Genomic DNA, 16044 nt, shown 5'->3' on the forward strand with positions numbered 1-16044 from the left:
GCCGTGCTTGGCTGGCTTCAGCGGCGCTGGAACGAAGTGTGCGATCGGACGATCGGCTCCGACGTATTTTGGGACCTTGCGGTCGACCACCGTACCGCCTACGGTGCGCTTCTGCCGATGATCCATCGCCACGTGAAAGGTAGCGCGTTGGATTTGGGTGCCGGGAGGCTGGCCTGGCGCGCCGCGATCCGCTCTAGGGCCAGCAGCTACTTCGCAACGGACGCGTTCCCCACGCATCCGGATCTCGATTTCGTCTCCGACGCGCAAGGACTGCTGCCGGTCCCGGACAGCACCTTTGACTCCATCTTCTGCTGCTCGGTTCTTGAACACATGCCGCAGCCGTGGACGGCGCTTCCCGAGCTGCTACGTGTGCTCAAACCGGGCGGTGTCCTGATCCTCTCGGTGCCGTTCCTCTACTATCTTCACGGTCAGCCGCACGACTACTTCCGCTTCACCCGCTACGGGGTGGAGAAGCTCGCCCGTGACGCGGGGTTCGAGATCGTCGAGCTCTCAGCCGCCGGCGGCCTCGCGCATGCGACGCTGCAGGCGGGCAGCATGCTGACGACATCGCTATTGTATTCTCCCGACTTCCCTCATGCGGCCCGCTCGGCGAGCTGGTTGCTTACGTCGGTCGCAAGGCTATTGGACTCGGCGGATCGCGGCCAGGTGTTCGCCCAGTCCATCAATGCGGTGTTGCGCCGGCCGGCCTAATGTTTTGCAAGATGGTGTAGCGTCCGCCGGACGAGGTGAATACGGCCGTATATGAGCTGGCCGGGAGAGTGAGGGGACTGCTTGTCTCGATCAAGGCGTAAGAAAAATATGAATTGCCGGCCTGCAGTAGGGTGGTTGCGGAGGCTCTTCCGGCCTGCTCGCAGTCCCAGTTGGGATTGCTTTGGCCTCCCCAGCAATTGACTTCGTTGTTGCCGGACATGATCGCAAAATGGACTGGATGGAGACTGGGCGCGCTCATTCCGATTGGTGTCCTTCGAATTTGTCTGGCCCTGAACCAGTCGGCAGTCTCGAAGGCTTCGGCAGCGTGCGGTTCGGCCTTAACGAATTGAAACCGATACGAAGTCTGCAGGAGAAACTGCTGATTGATGCAGAATACCGCGACAATGACGTAAGCGGCCTTGACGAGTTGAGCGTCGAATTTGCCCGAAGTCTTGCTTGAAATCAGGTGGTAGGCCTCGGCTCCCCCGATCGCGGCAAAGAACAACAGCATCGGTGTAAATACCTGGTAGTATCGCGCCACATTGCGAACATCGATCAGCAAATTCGCCGCGCTGTAGTTCTGCAGAAGATAGGTGCTGACCGGAAGGACCAGCAGATAAATGAGGACGACCGATTCGTAGAGCGGGAGGTACATCATGATGAAGCCCGCTCCCGAGCGCTTTCGTAAGGAGGCGACGGCCCCGATCGGCACCAAAGCCAGCAGCGGCAGGGGGAGTGTCGCGGCGATTACATCGAGCTTCTCCATTTTGTAGTTGAGGACGGCCATCGGGTAGCTGAACACGCGTGCCGGGCTGAAGCTGAGCAAGGAAAAGAACTTGTCGGAGGTCCCGGTATTGCGCAAAAAGCCTATCGCATCGGCGGTCCACAGCAGGCGGACCGTGTAGTTTGCGACCACGATCAGCGCCAGGAAGGCAACTGCTTTCAAGGCCGCTGGCCGGCCGGACTGGTCGTGCCGGTACTTCCAGTAGATGATCCATAGGAGGAATGCTGCAAGGATCGGGCCCTCGTGGCGGATCAATACCGAAAAGCCGGCGATGGCGGCGAGTGTTAGGGGCGCCCGAGGCGGCCAATACACCAGAACTGCGAAGAATAGGGTCGCCAGGAAGGTTAGTAGCGCCGTCGGGTTGAGATACAGGCCGGAGATGCAGAATTGAGCGTTGGTCAACAGCGAATGACTGCAATCATTGCGGTGCGATCGCTTCCGAAACGGCGAACGAAGGCGGCGGGGAAATTCCCAGCCGTGTGGCTGCCGTGACGATGGCCATTGGATCCTTGGTGGGGGCGGCGGTGCTGCTCGGAAGCTGGAGCCAACGATTGAAGGCCCCCAAGCTCCCGTGGGCAGTGCGGCATTTTCCGGCGACCGTTGCCGGCATGATGATTCTTGGCTTTGGCGCAGGTCTGGTCTCAGCAGCTCTGCTGCAGCCCTATTGGGCGCCGTTCTATCCGAGTCCGATAACTCCATCCTTTGCGTTGAATGGAGTGTGGCTGCATTTCGGTTTCGACAGTCTCGCGATCACCAGACTCGTATAATTGGGTCATGCCTTCGAAATCCTAATCGTTGCGATTCCGAGTCCGCTGTTCATCATGGTGCTCCTCGCATGCATACTCTTGCTGATCGGACGCAGACCGTGCGACGCCACCGCTGGTTTTCTCTTCGTTGTGGCGCTGGCATTGATCTTGATCGGCGCGCTGTTGCAGGTGCCGTTAGCCCACCGATATCTAAACACGCCCTTATTCCTGATTCTCGCTGCGTCTCTGCTAGTCATATTGTCGAGCGCCCAGACGTATGGTCTGGTGAATCGAACGAGGAACGTTGGTCTTGCCGCCATTGCTTTCATGGCAGCATTGTTCTTGATCCTGGAGACGGTGCCGTTCCGGCCGCTGTACGCTGCTTTTCGACCGTTCTGGCTAAATTATCCGGACGCCGATCATGCGGAGGCCGGCCGATTGAATCCATCCTGGATGGGATGGGGCGAGGAACGCGCGCTCCTGGGTGAGAAGTTCGAGGAGTTCTGCGGGAGATCGCCGGACATCTGTCGAAATGGGCGAATTTTTCACTTGTATTATGGACGATGGCTGGCGGAGCGGCCGCGGTCATTCGACATATTTGATGCCGCAAATGTCGTCGGAAAAGAGCCCTTGGGCGATCACGATTATTATCTGTTCAATCGGAGCCGTATCGTTCAGGGCTTTCCGCAACCGAAATCACGTCCTATCCTGACCCTCGACTTTCGCGGCTACGAAATGGCTTGGCTCTACCGCGGCTCGGATCTTGCCGCAGAGAACTACGGTTTCGGAAGGTGAGTCTGACTTGTCGACGGCCGGCCCGAGAACATCAGTAGCAGGCCGCCGATGAGGCTCGTTCCAAGGATCAACGCTCTGCTGAAGGCGGCAAAGGCAATGGCCGGCTCGTGCGCAACGCCCAAGAGCTGAAACAGCGCGACGAGGCCGGCTTCCTGCAGCCCGATGCCGTTGATGGAGACGGGCATCAGCGCCGCCAGCGTCACGAGGCCGATGACGGCGGTGAGCTGGATGACGTCTACCCTCATTCCGATCGCTTGCGCGATGATGAACTGGGCCAGGATCGACGCGGCGGAGCTTAGCACGGAGAACAGGACCGCGAGCGCAAGGACGCGAGGCAGGCCGGCGAGGCGGAGTGCGCGTGCGGTGGCCGCGGCCATTTTCTGGCCCATTCTCGTGACGACCGGACGGAACGAGGGGCTGCGGCTCGCCAGGACACCCAGTATCCCCACCACAGCAAGCGCTAGCACGATCCAGATCGCGAGCGATGCGGCGGAGATTGCGGTCACGCTAGGCCGCAGCTCCCAGAAGTTGGTGGAGGGCAGGGCTGCGGCCGTCATCAGCACGACGACGACCAGGCTCAGCAAACGGTCGGCGACGAGAGTCAGGACCGCGACGTTCAGGTCGTGGCCGCCGCGCGTGAGCGCTGCCGCCCGGTAAACGTCGCCGCCAACTGTGCTGGGAAGGAAGTTGTTAGTGAAGAAACCGATGAAGGTCAGTCGCATCACGTCGAGCGGCGGAAAGCTCGTCTCCTGGCCGCGCAGCAGCACCCATAGCCGTAACGCGCCGAACACCTGACTGGTCGCAAAGACGACGAGCGAGATGGCAAGAACTGCCGGAGGAAAACCGGCGATCGTGCTGATGGTCGCAGAATCGACCTTCGAGAGCAACCACAGGATCAGCGACACGGAGATCAGCAATTGACAGCCGCGCCAGGCTAGCCGTGCGACCTGCGGGGCGTTCGTCCATTGCCGAAGCAGGCCGGGGCGAAGCTTCATGACGTCCTGACGAAGGTGAGAACGATGGGAGTCTCCCAGCGCAATACTCGTGCAATGCCAAGCAGGATTGTGATGACACCGAGCCGGTGGAATACTCGCAACAGGTTCTTGGCGAGCCTCAGCGTCGAATACTCCTCGAAATTCAGCGACCGCACGCGCTCGTCGAACAGCGCCTGGCCCCATCCCTTGACCTCGATCCTGTCGCCGAATGGTGCGATCCAGCGCTTCATCTTGGCGGGCGTGATCAGCTGCAGCGTGTCGACATAGGCCGGGTCCCGCCCTGCGAGGCGCACGCGAATCCGGCCGAGCCAGTGCGGGCTGTGGGGCAACCAGAGCAGGCCGTAATGGCCCTCCCACCAGCTGCCGAAATTCGGGATCACCATGTGGCAGACGCCGCCTGGTCGCAGCACCCGAAAGCACTCCTTCATCACCGCTGCGGGATCGGCGACATGCTCGAGCACGTTGGACGATATGACGGCATCGAAGCTCTGGTCAGGGAAGGGGATGTGCTCTCCGGCTCCATTGACGAGAAGCTCGGGATCGAGCCCGCAGCCGTCCAGAAGCTGCTGACCGAGCTCGTAAGTGCCGCTGAACTCTTCGCCACCCGGTTCCAGGCCGTATGCTTCGGCCCCGAACCGCAGCCGGGCCGTGGTGACGGTCAGGCCGAGCCCGGCGCCCACTTCGAGTAGCTTCAGTCCCTGCAACCTGCGGCCGCTTTCCTTCTCGAAAAGTGACAATTGGGCAATCGACCGTTTCACGTCTAGGCTGTCGTCCGTCATCCGAGCAAGGTGATGCTGTGATCCCGCGATCGGGCCGAACGACTTGACATAGATCGGGTAGAGTTGCTGCCGCAGCCTGCTGAACAGAGTGGGCTCCAGACAATCGAACGAGGAAACTGCGGCTGGCTCTGAGGACATTGGGGCTACGGCGGGCATCTGGAAGGTTCTGGAATCTGTTTGATCTCAACCGGAGAGGTCCTACGGTCGACGTCGAGGTAGAGGCGGCACCACTGTTCGAGGACGGCGAGGGCAAGCGCGAATTTGGCACGCCGCCGGCTTTCGATCGGGTGGTGGCGAACAACGGGTGAAGTCATACCATCGATCCAGCCGCGCGTCGCTTTCGGATCGAACCAGCCCCTCGCCGCGATCGATTTTTCGTCCACCAGGTGATGCAGGGGGCCGCCCGATGCCAGCAGCCCGTTGATCATGGGGAGCAGGGCCTGCGTACCCTTCTTGCCGGACTTGGGGCGATACAGGACATCGGTCGGTAGTCGGGACTGCATGGCCTTGCGGAAGATCGCCTTCGCCGTGCCGTTCTCCGTCTTCAGTGCGAAGGGAAGCGCATTGGCGTATTCGGCGAATGTGTTGTCCAGGAACGGAACACGCGCCTCGACGGAATGCGCCATGGTCAGCTTGTCGACGCGCATGAGTTGGTTCTGGACGAGCGCAGTCTCTGCCTCGAACCGAAGCATGTCGTTCGCGTCATCGTCCCCGCCGAACCACGGTTGAATCCTGCGCTCGATGGCTCCGAGGGCGTCTGGCTCGTAGGAGCCCGGTGTCATCAAGCGCCCGAGCGTGCGGCTGTCCGGCATCAGGCACATGACGTCAAGCGCGTATTTGCGCACCAGCCGTCCTGGCAGCAGCGAAAAGGGTGGCCTTAACAGCCGGTAGTGCGGATAGCCGGCGAACAGCTCGTCGGACCCTTCGCCGAGCAGGGCCACCTTCACGTTCTGCCGAACGAACTTTGCCGCTTGCCAGGTCGTCTGCATGACCGGGTGAGCGATCGGCTCTTCAAGGCTCTCGATGCAATGGGCAAACTCCGATGAGAACACGGACGGATGGACGAGGCGCTCCTTCGATTTGATCCCGCAATGGCTCGCGGCTGACCTCGCAAATGGAATCTCGTCGTCGGGAAGGCCAAATCCGATCGTGAATGCCTGTATCGATGACGGGTCCATCAGCCGCGCCATCGAGGCCGCCACCGCGGACGAATCGAGCCCGCCGGACAGCAGCACGCCCACCTCCACGTCGGCCACGAGATGCGCAGAAACTGCCTTATCGAAGAGGGTGCACAGCGTGTCGGCGACTTCGTCATTCAAGGTAGATGCGGCAAGTTCCGCGGTGCCAGGTCTCTGCATACGCCAATATCGTTCGACCCTCGCGGCACTAGCTCCCTTCGTCGGATCGAACCGCATGAGGCAGCCCGGCTGAAGCTGCTGAACGCCGGAAAAAAGCGTTGATTCCTGTGCGGACCAGCCCCTCAAAAGATATTCGTAAAGGGCCGATCTGTTGATCGTCACAGCGGTGTCGGCGGCACGCAGCAGAGGCCGAATCTCGGAGGCAAATATGATCTGACCGGGACGGGGAATCGAATAGTAGAGCGGCTTGATGCCGTGCCGGTCGCGCACCAGGAACAGGCTTCGAGCGCGCGTGTCCCACACGGCAAATGCAAACATTCCCTCCAGGCGATCGACGACCCGCGGGCCCCAGACACGCCAGCCATGAAGGATGACCTCTGTGTCGGAATGCGTCGAGAAGTGCTGGCCGCAGGCCTCGAGCTCCTTGCGAAGCTGGCGGAAGTTGTAGATCTCGCCGTTGAACACAAGGCCTACAGTGCGATCCGCATTCCACATTGGTTGCGCGCCGCCTGCTACGTCGATGATCGAGAGGCGGCGGTGTCCCAGTCCAACGGCGCTTGCGGGCAGGCCGATCGCGCTGCCCGACGGCATGAAATCGACGCCGCGTCCGTCCGGCCCGCGATGCGCGAGCGCGTCCGTCAGATCGTCGAGGCGAGCTGCGTCCCACTCGCCGATGAAGCCTGCAATACCGCACATCAGGATGATCGCGAATTGCTGGGCGATCGCTGCCTGCCGGAACCCCGCGCGCCGGTGCAAGCCTCCACCAGCGCCTGATCCAGCGCGTGCAGATTTTCGACTATGGCATTCACGGTGATCCCGGCGATCCGGGCCGGCAGATCCTTTTTGTCGATGGTCGTGCGCGCAAGCTCGAAGACCTGGTCTGGGGCTTCGATGAAGCTGTTTAGATCGAACGCGAACTCGGCCAGCCCGAGGCTGTCGAAGATGTCCCTGCCCTTGATTGTGTAGGAAAGATGGATCGCTCTCACGCCTTGCCTCAGCGCGGTCAAGGTCGAGTGCAGCCGCGTTCCGATCACCAAGTCGAATCTCTTCATCAGGGTAATGAACTCCGGGATCGAGAGGTCATCTTCGCACAATAAAACCGCAGGGTCATCGGCAAAACTGGCTTTCAACTGGCCTAACCACATCGCGTCGTCTTCCCATTCCTCGATGCCCGGCTCGTACATCGAAACCAGAACCACGCGCGCGTCCATCTCGGTGCGAAGCCGGCCGATCAGCCTGACAAAGGCATCCACGAACGCCGACATACGTTCGTCGGCGCGCTCGCGGAACGATGCCTTCGCGAACTGATACGGCAGGAATCCGCCCGTGAAGTGGAACCACAGACGCATGTTGATCGCGATGAGAGGCCCGCGATGTTCTTCCGACATCTTCTCAAGGTCGGCGAACACCTTCGAGGTGGGGTGTTCGACCGGCTCAAATCCGGGCAGAAAGATGCCGTCGTGGGAGCGGACCAGCCTGGCGCGAGAGCGAAGCGAAGTGACGAGATCGAAGGTGCCCTTGTCGCGCGCCATGAAGACTGCGGCCTGGCTGAGCACCGCCCGCGCAAGAAAGCGCCCTATTGGGGACTCAAGCGGACCCGCACCTTGGCAGACGCAAACGATCTTGAGGCCGAGCAGGCGATAGATGAAGAAGACGAGCCAGGTGTGGCACAGCTTGGCGAGCGATGAATCGTCCTGCAGGTCGAGCCCGCCGGTCCATAGCACAACATCGGCCTTCGCCAAAGATCGCCAGCCGCGTAGCGGCGGAAAGAGATTGTACACTCGGCCATAGGGGATCGACGTCGCAGGGATTGGCGGCAAATGCCTCTGCCGCGAGCAAAAGACGTCGACTGGCCTCTGTGTCATGGTCGCAACCGCGCTCAGAATGCCCCATCGGCTGAGCAGGTCGCCGCGGTTGCCGCGGATGACGCGTGGACTTACGAATTTCTGCTGATACGCTGACATTGTGTCACTTGCGCCCGTGGGTATGCTGCGAGGCGGCCGACCGCAGGACTTGCTCGTAACGAGCAGCGATCGATCTGCGGTCGAACGCGGCCGCCTTGGCCCTGCTTGCGAGTTTCATGCGCAACAGCTGGTCCCGATCATCCAGGAGACGCGTAAGAGCGTGTTCGAATCCCCTGGGATCGTCGAGCGCCGCCGACAGTCCGTTCTCGTTCTCGACGAGCACGTCGGCAAAGCCGTCGATGCGTGAGCAGGCGAGCGCGAGCCCGTGCGCCAGCGCGTTGATTGCGACCAGGGAAAGCCCTTCGCTCAGCGACGGCATAAACAGGATATCGGAGCGGGACATTGCAAGATCGACTTCCGCCGGTGTGACCCAACCATGAAATGCGACGCGATCGGAAAGGCCGAGCACCGCACAGTGCCGTTCCAGGGCCGCTCTGCTCGGACCATCGCCGAACAGGTCGAGCGTCCAGTTCCGGTCATTGACGGCCGCGAGCCGCTGCAGCCCCCACGCAAGATTTTTTTGAGGCACCATGCGCCCCGCGAAGATCAGCTTGACGGTGCTCTCCGGCGCGCGCGGAACTGCCGGTGATTTATCTATGTCGACGCCGTTCGGAATGACAATGGCCTCAAGTCCATAGGCGTCGCGCGCGAGCCGGGCAACGAATGAGCTGACGGCCGTGACGGTGGCGGCGCCATGCCAGATTGGTCTGGTAAGCGGTTTGATCACGCGGAAGAACTTGTCGGTCTGTTCCGGCGTGCCGCCCGGAACGTCGCCGAGATGCGCCGTTAAGACGTATGGCGTGCCCGAGAGCATGGCAACCAGCCACGCAGCGAAACCGGTCGGCACCGCGAAATGGACGTGGATTGCGTCTGGACGAAATGTGCGGACCGTTCGCAGCCCGGCTGGGACGGCCATCAGGATAAAGCCGATCATCTCCCAGACGGAGCAGCGGTCGCGCTGCCTACGAAACGCGAAGATGCGCTCGACTTCTAATCCGGCGCTGGTTTCCAGGCGCGGCAGATTGCCCTGCCGCGCTGTCAGGACGCGGATCGAGTGGCCCAGCTTCGAAAGCTCCGTCGCCAGGTCTTCGGTGGCCTTGCCGCCACCACCACCGACGGGTGGAAACTCATAGTTCATTTCGAGAATGCGCATGAGCTTACTTCGGGAGCCAGACGGAGACGGTGACGTTGCCCTCCGATGCGTCGCCCACCTTGCTGTAACGCTCGCGAAGCGTGTTTTCGACCTGCTCAGCATTGGGTTTTCCGAGGTAAACGGCGAGCATGTCGCCCAGCGGAGGCACTTCCTGAAGAACGACGGCTGCCGCCGGCCGCTTCAAATCCTCGATTAGAGCGGTCGCGTCGCGAAACCCGCGCATCTGCAAAGCATGGCGCGCCTTCGCCTTGGTCTCGGGATCGAGGCCGTCCAGAGGCTCGCGCAGGTTGGGAAAAAGGCTTACGCTGTAGGGCTCTATGAAGCGGCCCGCGAGCCAGACGGCTTGCACGGGCTGATATTTGCCCGAGAGCACGAGGACGCGGCCGTCAGGAAGAAGCGGTTTGAGGGATTGCGCGAGAGTCTGAACGTTGGCGAGTGGGTTCGACCACCAATCAGAGATCAGCATTCCAAGCCTGCTCCTCGAGGCGGCGTAGTAGTCTGTAGCAAGGATGAACAGGATCAGTCCTGTTCGTCCTGCGGAGGCGGGAATCCTTGCACCGATCGTCACGAGACAGAGAGCGGCGGGAATGGCCGCAAACGGCAGGAAGTAGTTAGCATAAGCCATCAGGCACGGCGGGCAATAGCTCTGGGAGCCCAGAAGGTGCACGAGCGTCATGACGACAAAATACAGCGTGCAGAAGCCTGCAAGAGGTAGGCGGCGGAAGTGCACCAGGCTGAGCGCTCCGCCCGGAATTGCGGGCAGAAGCAGCGCCGGATAGAGTTGCAGGAAAAAGCGGTTGGCGACTTCGCGAACCACGGACCAGCTGAACTGCAAGTCGTTCGGCGAACGCGTGAGGGTGAGGACGTCCTGCATTTCGGTGCCGACGTCGGTAAAGCGCCAGAGAATTTGAGCAAGGCCGGGCAGGAAGGAGAGCGTTTCGAAGAGGCCGTGCCCGAAGATCATGATGCTGACGACGAGACAAGCGCCTGCGACCAGCGCCGCTCCCCCAAGCGTGGCCAGGGCGCGTTTCTTCGCTTGTCCGCTTACCAGCAGATGGACCGCTGCGAACATTGGCAGCGTGGCTGCGAGATTTAGCCTGATCAGGACGAGTGCGGCGGCAAGCACCCCCATGCTTGTCGCCTGCAGCAAGGGGTGGAGCGGCTTGGTTTCCGTGACGACCAGAAACGATGCCAGGGTGAGCAGGGTGATGATTGCGTAAGGAGTCGCGGTCGACATATAAGCGACGACCATCGGATTTGCGGCATAAATGAGCACTGCAAGTGCGGCGGCCGGCCGGTCGCGCAGGCACCGATGCGCGCTTTTGCGCAGAAGAATGAGCGTGCACAGGGAAAGAAAGACGGACAAGAGGCGCCCCGCCAGATGCCCGTGGCCGAACAGCCATTGCGCCGCTCCGAGCACATAGAAATAAAGCGGCGGGTAGGCGGTCGCGTCCTCGAGCGAGTAGGGCTGGACTCGGCCGCTGAAATATTCGCCTGACTTAATCAGATAAAGGCCTTCGTCGAGCCAGCTGTCGACATGCCCAATCATGTAGACGGCCTGGATCAACCAGATGGCCGCGGCCGCAATAAACAGGAGATCAGCCGGATCCGCGATCGACAGTCGAATGCGCGCGGAGCGCTCGGTTATGGCTCTGTCGTTAGACGATGACATGGCGCTCGCGCGCGTCGTTCGTTCGAGCGGTGACGTCACTGCTCATTGAATTGCTTGTCACGGTGTGGCTCGCGCGCATTGGTTGCAGGATCGCAGCATGTTTCGAATTTACCTTTTGTTGTCAAGCCTTAAGGGCGGATATGCGTATCGGGGCGCAGCCTTGCGGGTATACCGACGCCGATCATGGAACTTGCATCATGAGGCGTGAGCTCCGAACAAGAGGCTTGCTTCACGAAGTCGGAGAAGTCTAAGGTCCGGCCGCCTCACGGATTTTCCTGAAATTTTTTACTCTTACCGAGATGCGATGTCCTTCGTTCCCAAATATCTGAGCTTGCTCCGAGACCCCGTTGATCTCGGCTCTCTCGTCATCGAGGGAGATTACCTCCGCGGCGAGACGTCTGGTCTGCGCTACGGCTTCATGGGCAATGTTGCGGATCTGCGTCCGGATGCAGGAACGACGGCGGTCATTCCCGACAGCATACACAACCGCATTCGGGATCACTACGATGAGACGCCCTGCAACAACTACATGGATCTGGACAACCTTCCGTTGGGACGCTGGCTTCGGGATTCAAAATACGATTATCTCTTCGCGCGGGCTGACACCGTCATCGAGGTCGGGTGTGGAAAGGGAGCCATCGTCCAGGCGTTCAAGGAGCATCGGGGAATAACGCCGTTCGGGATTGACCTTGCCTATGGCTCGATTCGGCAGATCCAGAGGCCGCCGCTCAATGCGGAGGGCGTTCTCGGCTCGAACCTCAGGCTTCCCATCGCGAACGAAGTTGCTGACATCGTCATCTCGCACGGAGTGACGCATCACACGCCGGATCCGATGCGATGCTTCATGGAGCTTGTCCGCATTCTCAAGCCTGGCGGGAAGATGCTTTATGCAGTCTACAATTGGGACAACCTCTACCGTTCTCTGTATTTTGCCCTGAGCCCGCCCCTCAAGGGGGTCCAGCATCTGTTCGGAAAGAAAGTCGGCGATCGAGTTCTGAAGTTCACCGTTTTTCCGCCTTATCATCTCGCGCTCTGGGCCACGCTGGGCTGTGTGCAAGGCAAGTGGAAGTTTCCTGCAATAGAGCCGTCATGGGAGCAGTTCGGCGACTTTTTTCTGACACCTATCGCGCGTTTCTATCACGCGAACGAATTGCAGACGCTGGCGGATTTGTTCGGGCTCAAGATCTTGGAGCAGGAAACGGGCGGCTGGCCGAAGAACGGCTTCTCGCACTTTGTCTGGTATGAGAAGCCGCTTAATTAGCTCTGGTTTCAGTCCCGTTAACTCGTCCTCCCAAGCCACCAAGAACGGTATCCCGTAAGGGGATCGACTCGCGGTGTTTTTCGGGCAGCCTGGCAGCACGTTGCCCCTTCGTAAGCGTCCCATGATCACGGGACGCCCGACCGCGAGCAGATTGAAAGATCGGCTCGGCATAGACACGCCCAAGGGTTGCGGCAGTGAGAGATGACCTACAGGTCGGTCGTTCGCGAGAAAATCGAGGTCGTCGTAGCGCATGGCCGAACGCAACCTTTAGCAGGAATTCTAATCGCTTGGAGCCTTGACAAGTTCATTCTAGCCGGCGAAAGGCCGAGCGGCGGAAAGAGTCGGTGGAAATTGCAGTTTTGATGCCGCACGCTACCGCTCTGCGTAAAATCCTGCTGTTCCGGGAGGTGGCACTTGTCTTGCGAGTGCCGCTCAGCGGCGTGTCCTTCCTCGAGCAACGTGGTTGACAACCTGGCGATAGCCGGCGAGGGCGACATCCTCGCGATATCTCTCGGCAACGCCTGCCGCGCGAACACCCTTGTCCATCGTGGCACGCCGATCGCGCGCCGCCTCGCGAATGGCTCGCGCGAGCTCGGCGGGATTTTCCGGCGGGACGACCCATCCGATCGCCTCTTCACCGAGCACGAGCGCGCCTTCCGAATTTGTTTCCGAGGTGACGACCACCGGCCGGCCGACGGCGAGGATGTTGTAGAGACGGCTCGGGATCGAGACGCCGGCGATATGCCGGCGATAGGGGATGACCCAGAGATCGGCGGCCGACAGGAATTCGACGAGTTCCTCTTCAGGCACTGGCTCGAACATCGTGACATTCTCGAGCTTGTCCTTGGCGAAGAGGTCGTTGAGCACGGCCCAGCCCACGCCCCAGCCGGACAGGACGAAATGAATGTCCGTCTCGTTCCGCAGCAGGCGGGCCGCTTCGAAAACCGTAGCGGGGTCGTGGGTGAAGCCGAGATTACCCGACAGGCCGACGGTGAATTTCGAGGGATCCGGCGCGCGGAAGCGGCTGGCCGGATCGGTCTTGCGGTGTCCGATCGGGATCAGCGCCCAGTTCGGAATGAAGTGAAGCTGGCCTGCTGTGACCCCTCGATATTTTTCGATCAGCGGCGGCACGTCGCGGCCGATCACGATGATCGCGTCCAGGCGCCGGAACAGCAGCGTGTTGGCAAAACGGATCAGCCGGACCGCGAGCGAGTTGGAGCGGACCATGCCGGCGGCCTCAAGCGCCTCCGGGTAGAGATCGTAGATCAGGAGCATGGTCCTTGCGCCCCGCAATCTGGCTGCAAGGAGCACGGTATAGGGCAGGGTGAACGGTGTCGTGACGCAGAATACAACGTCGCCTGGCCTTGCCCGCCGCAAGACCGAGAAGAACATCTGTGCCGCAAGCAGGCAGATGGCCGCCGCACGTTGGAGAAGCGCGGATTTTCGCGGATTCCAGCTCTTGAGCTCGACGATCTCGGGCTTGCCGGGGTGGCCGGCCGTGCCCGAGCCTGATGTCGCGGAGATCACGACCACCTGACGATCGCGCGCGAGGCTGTCGGCGATCTTGCCGACATAGACGGCCGTCGTGGTCGTATCAGGCGGATAGAACTGGGCCGCGATGATCAGCTTTGCGGGAGTATCCATATGCGAGCTACGATCCTCGCCGGTCAGACGTGGGGCTGTGAGAGTCCTTTGGCCTGGCTCTCGGCCAGATAGGCCGCGTAGGCGCGGCGGATGCCATCTTCCAGCGAGGTCCTGGCACGCCAGCCGAGCTTGGCAAGACGGCTGATGTCGAGCAGCTTGCGCGGCGTGCCATCGGGGCGCGAGATGTCGAAGGAGATCTCGCCGCGATAGCCGACGGCGGCAGCAACCACGCGGGCGAATTCGGCGATGGTGATGTCTTCGCCGGTGCCGACATTGACGAGCTCAGCGCTCGAATAGGTCTTCATCAGGTGCACGCAGGCGTCCGCCATGTCGTCGACATAGAGGAATTCGCGCCGCGGCGTGCCGGTACCCCAGACGACGACGTTGGCGGCGTTCGAAAGCTTTGCCTCGTGAAACCGGCGGATCAGCGCGGCGACGACGTGGCTGTATTCGGGATTGTAGTTGTCGCCGGGGCCGTAGAGATTGGTCGGCATCACGCTAATGAAATCGCTGCCGTACTGGCTGCGATAGGCCTCCGCCATCTTGATACCAGCGATCTTGGCGATCGCGTAAGGCTCGTTGGTCGGCTCGAGCGGCCCCGTCAGCATCGAATCCTCGCGCAGCGGCTGGGCCGCGAGCTTTGGATAGATGCAGGACGAGCCCAGAAACATCAGCTTCTCCGCGCCATTCTGATGCGCGGCATGGATCACGTTGGCTGCGATCGCGATGTTCTCGTAGATGAATTCGGCGCGCAGCGTGTTGTTGGCGACGATGCCGCCGACCTTCGCTGCGGCCAGAAAGATCACCTGCGGCCGCGTCTTCGCGAACCAGTCGAATACCGCGGCCTGGTTGCAGAGGTCGACCTCGCTGCGGGTTGTCGTGACGAGCTTCGCATCTTCCTGCGCGAGTCGGCGCACGAGCGCGCTGCCGACCATGCCGCGATGGCCGGCGACGTAGACGGTCTTACCCTTCACTTCAAACGGAGTGCTTGCCATGGGCGATCTCCCGCTTGGCCTCGGCCAGATCGCTCGCCATCATCTCCTGCACGAGCTGGGCAAATGTCCGCTTCGGCTTCCAGCCAAGCTGCTTGCGGGCCTTGCTGGCGTCGCCGATGAGAAGATCGACCTCGGTGGGGCGGAAATAGGTCGGATCGATACGCACCACCGTCCTGCCGCTCTTGCGGTCGATGCCGGTCTCCTCGACACCCGTACCGCGCCACTCGATCTGACGGCCCACTTCGGCAAAGGACAGCTCGACCATCTCGCGGACCGAGCGGGTCTCGCCGGTCGCGAGCACGAAGTCGTCGGGCTTCTCGGCCTGCAGGATCATGTGCATGCCCTCGACATAGTCCTTGGCGTGTCCCCAGTCGCGTTTGGCCTCGAGATTGCCGAGATAGAGCGTTTCCTCGATCCCTACCTCGATGCGGGCGACGCCGCGGGTGATCTTGCGGGTGACGAAGGTCTCGCCTCGGATCGGGCTCTCGTGGTTGAACAGGATGCCGTTCGAGGCAAACATGCCGTAGGCTTCGCGGTAGTTCACGGTGATCCAGTAGCCGTAGAGCTTTGCCACGCCGTAGGGCGAACGCGGATAGAACGGCGTAGTCTCTTTCTGCGGAACCTCCTGCACCAGGCCGTAGAGTTCGGAGGTGGAGGCCTGGTAGAAGCGCGTCTCCTTCTCCATGCCGAGGATGCGGATGGCCTCGAGCAGCCGCAGCACGCCGATCGCGTCGGCATTGGCAGTGTATTCCGGGCTTTCGAAGCTGACGCCGACATGGCTCTGGGCGGCTAGGTTATAGATCTCGGTCGGCCTGATCTGCTGCATGAGTCGGATGAGGTTGGTCGAGTCTGTCATGTCGCCATAGTGCATCAGGAACGGCACCTCCCCGACATGCGGATCCTGGTAGAGATGGTCGACGCGGGCGGTATTGAATGACGACGAGCGCCGTTTGATGCCGTGCACAACATAGCCGAGCGATAGCAGATATTCGGCCAAATACGCACCGTCCTGTCCAGTCACGCCGGTAATTAGGGCGATGCGTTGTTTGGAGTCTTGAGCATTCATAACGATGTCCAGGCGACCGGTTTGGGATCGATGAGACTGCTAGCCTACTTTCTTGTCTCTTGTTTTCCAGCATCGTCCGCTTGTCAAGCAAATGCACCCGTTTGTAGGCGATATAGGTCAC

14 protein-coding genes are annotated in these 16044 nt (G+C 61.0%); 4 read left to right on the forward strand and 10 right to left on the reverse strand.

The window, feature by feature from the left end; all coding sequences use genetic code 11:
- Positions 1-3 precede the first annotated feature (3 nt).
- Positions 4-711, forward strand: a complete 708-nt coding sequence (locus tag I6F21_RS06400) for a class I SAM-dependent methyltransferase (protein WP_225182942.1) — start codon at positions 4-6, stop codon at positions 709-711.
- On the opposite strand, the gene I6F21_RS06405 is transcribed toward I6F21_RS06400, so the two are convergent.
- The gene (locus I6F21_RS06405) at positions 683-1897 is read right to left on the reverse strand and encodes a hypothetical protein (RefSeq protein WP_225182943.1); all 1215 of its coding nucleotides are present in this window, start codon (positions 1895-1897) and stop codon (positions 683-685) included. The genes I6F21_RS06400 and I6F21_RS06405 overlap by 29 nt on opposite strands.
- A gap of 77 nt (positions 1898-1974) precedes the next feature.
- Between I6F21_RS06405 and I6F21_RS06410 the strand changes: the two genes are divergently transcribed.
- Positions 1975-2262 carry a hypothetical protein gene (locus I6F21_RS06410; RefSeq protein WP_225182944.1) on the forward strand — a complete coding sequence of 96 codons (288 nt, stop codon included), beginning with the start codon at positions 1975-1977 and terminating at the stop codon, positions 2260-2262.
- Positions 2263-3036 (forward strand): hypothetical protein, encoded by a 774-nt coding sequence (locus tag I6F21_RS06415; RefSeq protein WP_225182945.1) that lies wholly within the window; start codon positions 2263-2265, stop codon positions 3034-3036.
- Here the strand turns inward: I6F21_RS06415 and I6F21_RS06420 are convergent.
- From I6F21_RS06420 to I6F21_RS06445, 6 genes are all read right to left on the reverse strand, one after another.
- Positions 3018-3953 carry a lysylphosphatidylglycerol synthase transmembrane domain-containing protein gene (locus tag I6F21_RS06420; protein ID WP_225182946.1) on the reverse strand — a complete coding sequence of 312 codons (936 nt, stop codon included), beginning with the start codon at positions 3951-3953 and terminating at the stop codon, positions 3018-3020. The two genes, I6F21_RS06415 and I6F21_RS06420, sit on opposite strands and share 19 nt — an antisense overlap.
- A 74-nt stretch (positions 3954-4027) precedes the next feature.
- Positions 4028-4789: a methyltransferase domain-containing protein gene (locus I6F21_RS06425; protein ID WP_225182947.1), complete on the reverse strand. Its 762-nt coding sequence runs from the start codon at positions 4787-4789 to the stop codon at positions 4028-4030.
- Between the two features lie 164 nt (positions 4790-4953).
- Positions 4954-6924, reverse strand: a complete 1971-nt coding sequence (gene asnB, locus I6F21_RS06430; protein WP_225182948.1) for an asparagine synthase (glutamine-hydrolyzing) — start codon at positions 6922-6924, stop codon at positions 4954-4956.
- Positions 6864-8132, reverse strand: a complete 1269-nt coding sequence (locus I6F21_RS06435) for a polysaccharide pyruvyl transferase family protein (RefSeq protein ID WP_346656810.1) — start codon at positions 8130-8132, stop codon at positions 6864-6866. Before I6F21_RS06435 ends, asnB begins: the two co-directional genes overlap by 61 nt.
- Before the next feature lie 4 nt (positions 8133-8136).
- Positions 8137-9285, reverse strand: coding sequence for a glycosyltransferase family 4 protein (locus I6F21_RS06440; protein WP_225182949.1), 1149 nt, complete (start codon positions 9283-9285; stop codon positions 8137-8139).
- Between the two features lie 4 nt (positions 9286-9289).
- On the reverse strand, positions 9290-10957 hold the full coding sequence (locus I6F21_RS06445; RefSeq protein ID WP_225182950.1) for a glycosyltransferase family 39 protein: 1668 nt from the start codon (positions 10955-10957) through the stop codon (positions 9290-9292).
- 304 nt (positions 10958-11261) lie between these two features.
- On the opposite strand from I6F21_RS06445, the gene I6F21_RS06450 reads away from it, so the two are divergent.
- Positions 11262-12218, forward strand: a complete 957-nt coding sequence (locus tag I6F21_RS06450; RefSeq protein ID WP_225182951.1) for a class I SAM-dependent methyltransferase — start codon at positions 11262-11264, stop codon at positions 12216-12218.
- Positions 12219-12650: 432 nt separating this feature from the next.
- Here the strand turns inward: I6F21_RS06450 and I6F21_RS06455 are convergent, their stop codons facing one another.
- From I6F21_RS06455 to gmd, 3 genes are read right to left on the reverse strand one after another with little or no spacing between them, the layout of a single operon-like run.
- Positions 12651-13862, reverse strand: a complete 1212-nt coding sequence (locus I6F21_RS06455; protein WP_225182952.1) for a glycosyltransferase family 4 protein — start codon at positions 13860-13862, stop codon at positions 12651-12653.
- A gap of 23 nt (positions 13863-13885) precedes the next feature.
- Positions 13886-14857 carry a GDP-L-fucose synthase gene (locus tag I6F21_RS06460; protein ID WP_249787462.1) on the reverse strand — a complete coding sequence of 324 codons (972 nt, stop codon included), beginning with the start codon at positions 14855-14857 and terminating at the stop codon, positions 13886-13888.
- Positions 14838-15923, reverse strand: coding sequence for a GDP-mannose 4,6-dehydratase (gmd, locus tag I6F21_RS06465; protein WP_225182953.1), 1086 nt, complete (start codon positions 15921-15923; stop codon positions 14838-14840). The genes I6F21_RS06460 and gmd overlap by 20 nt, the downstream gene beginning before the upstream one ends.
- Positions 15924-16044 lie beyond the last annotated feature (121 nt).

Source organism: Bradyrhizobium sp. NBAIM03 (assembly GCF_020194055.1).
In the GTDB taxonomy this organism is placed as follows: Bacteria; Pseudomonadota; Alphaproteobacteria; order Rhizobiales; family Xanthobacteraceae; genus Bradyrhizobium; species Bradyrhizobium yuanmingense.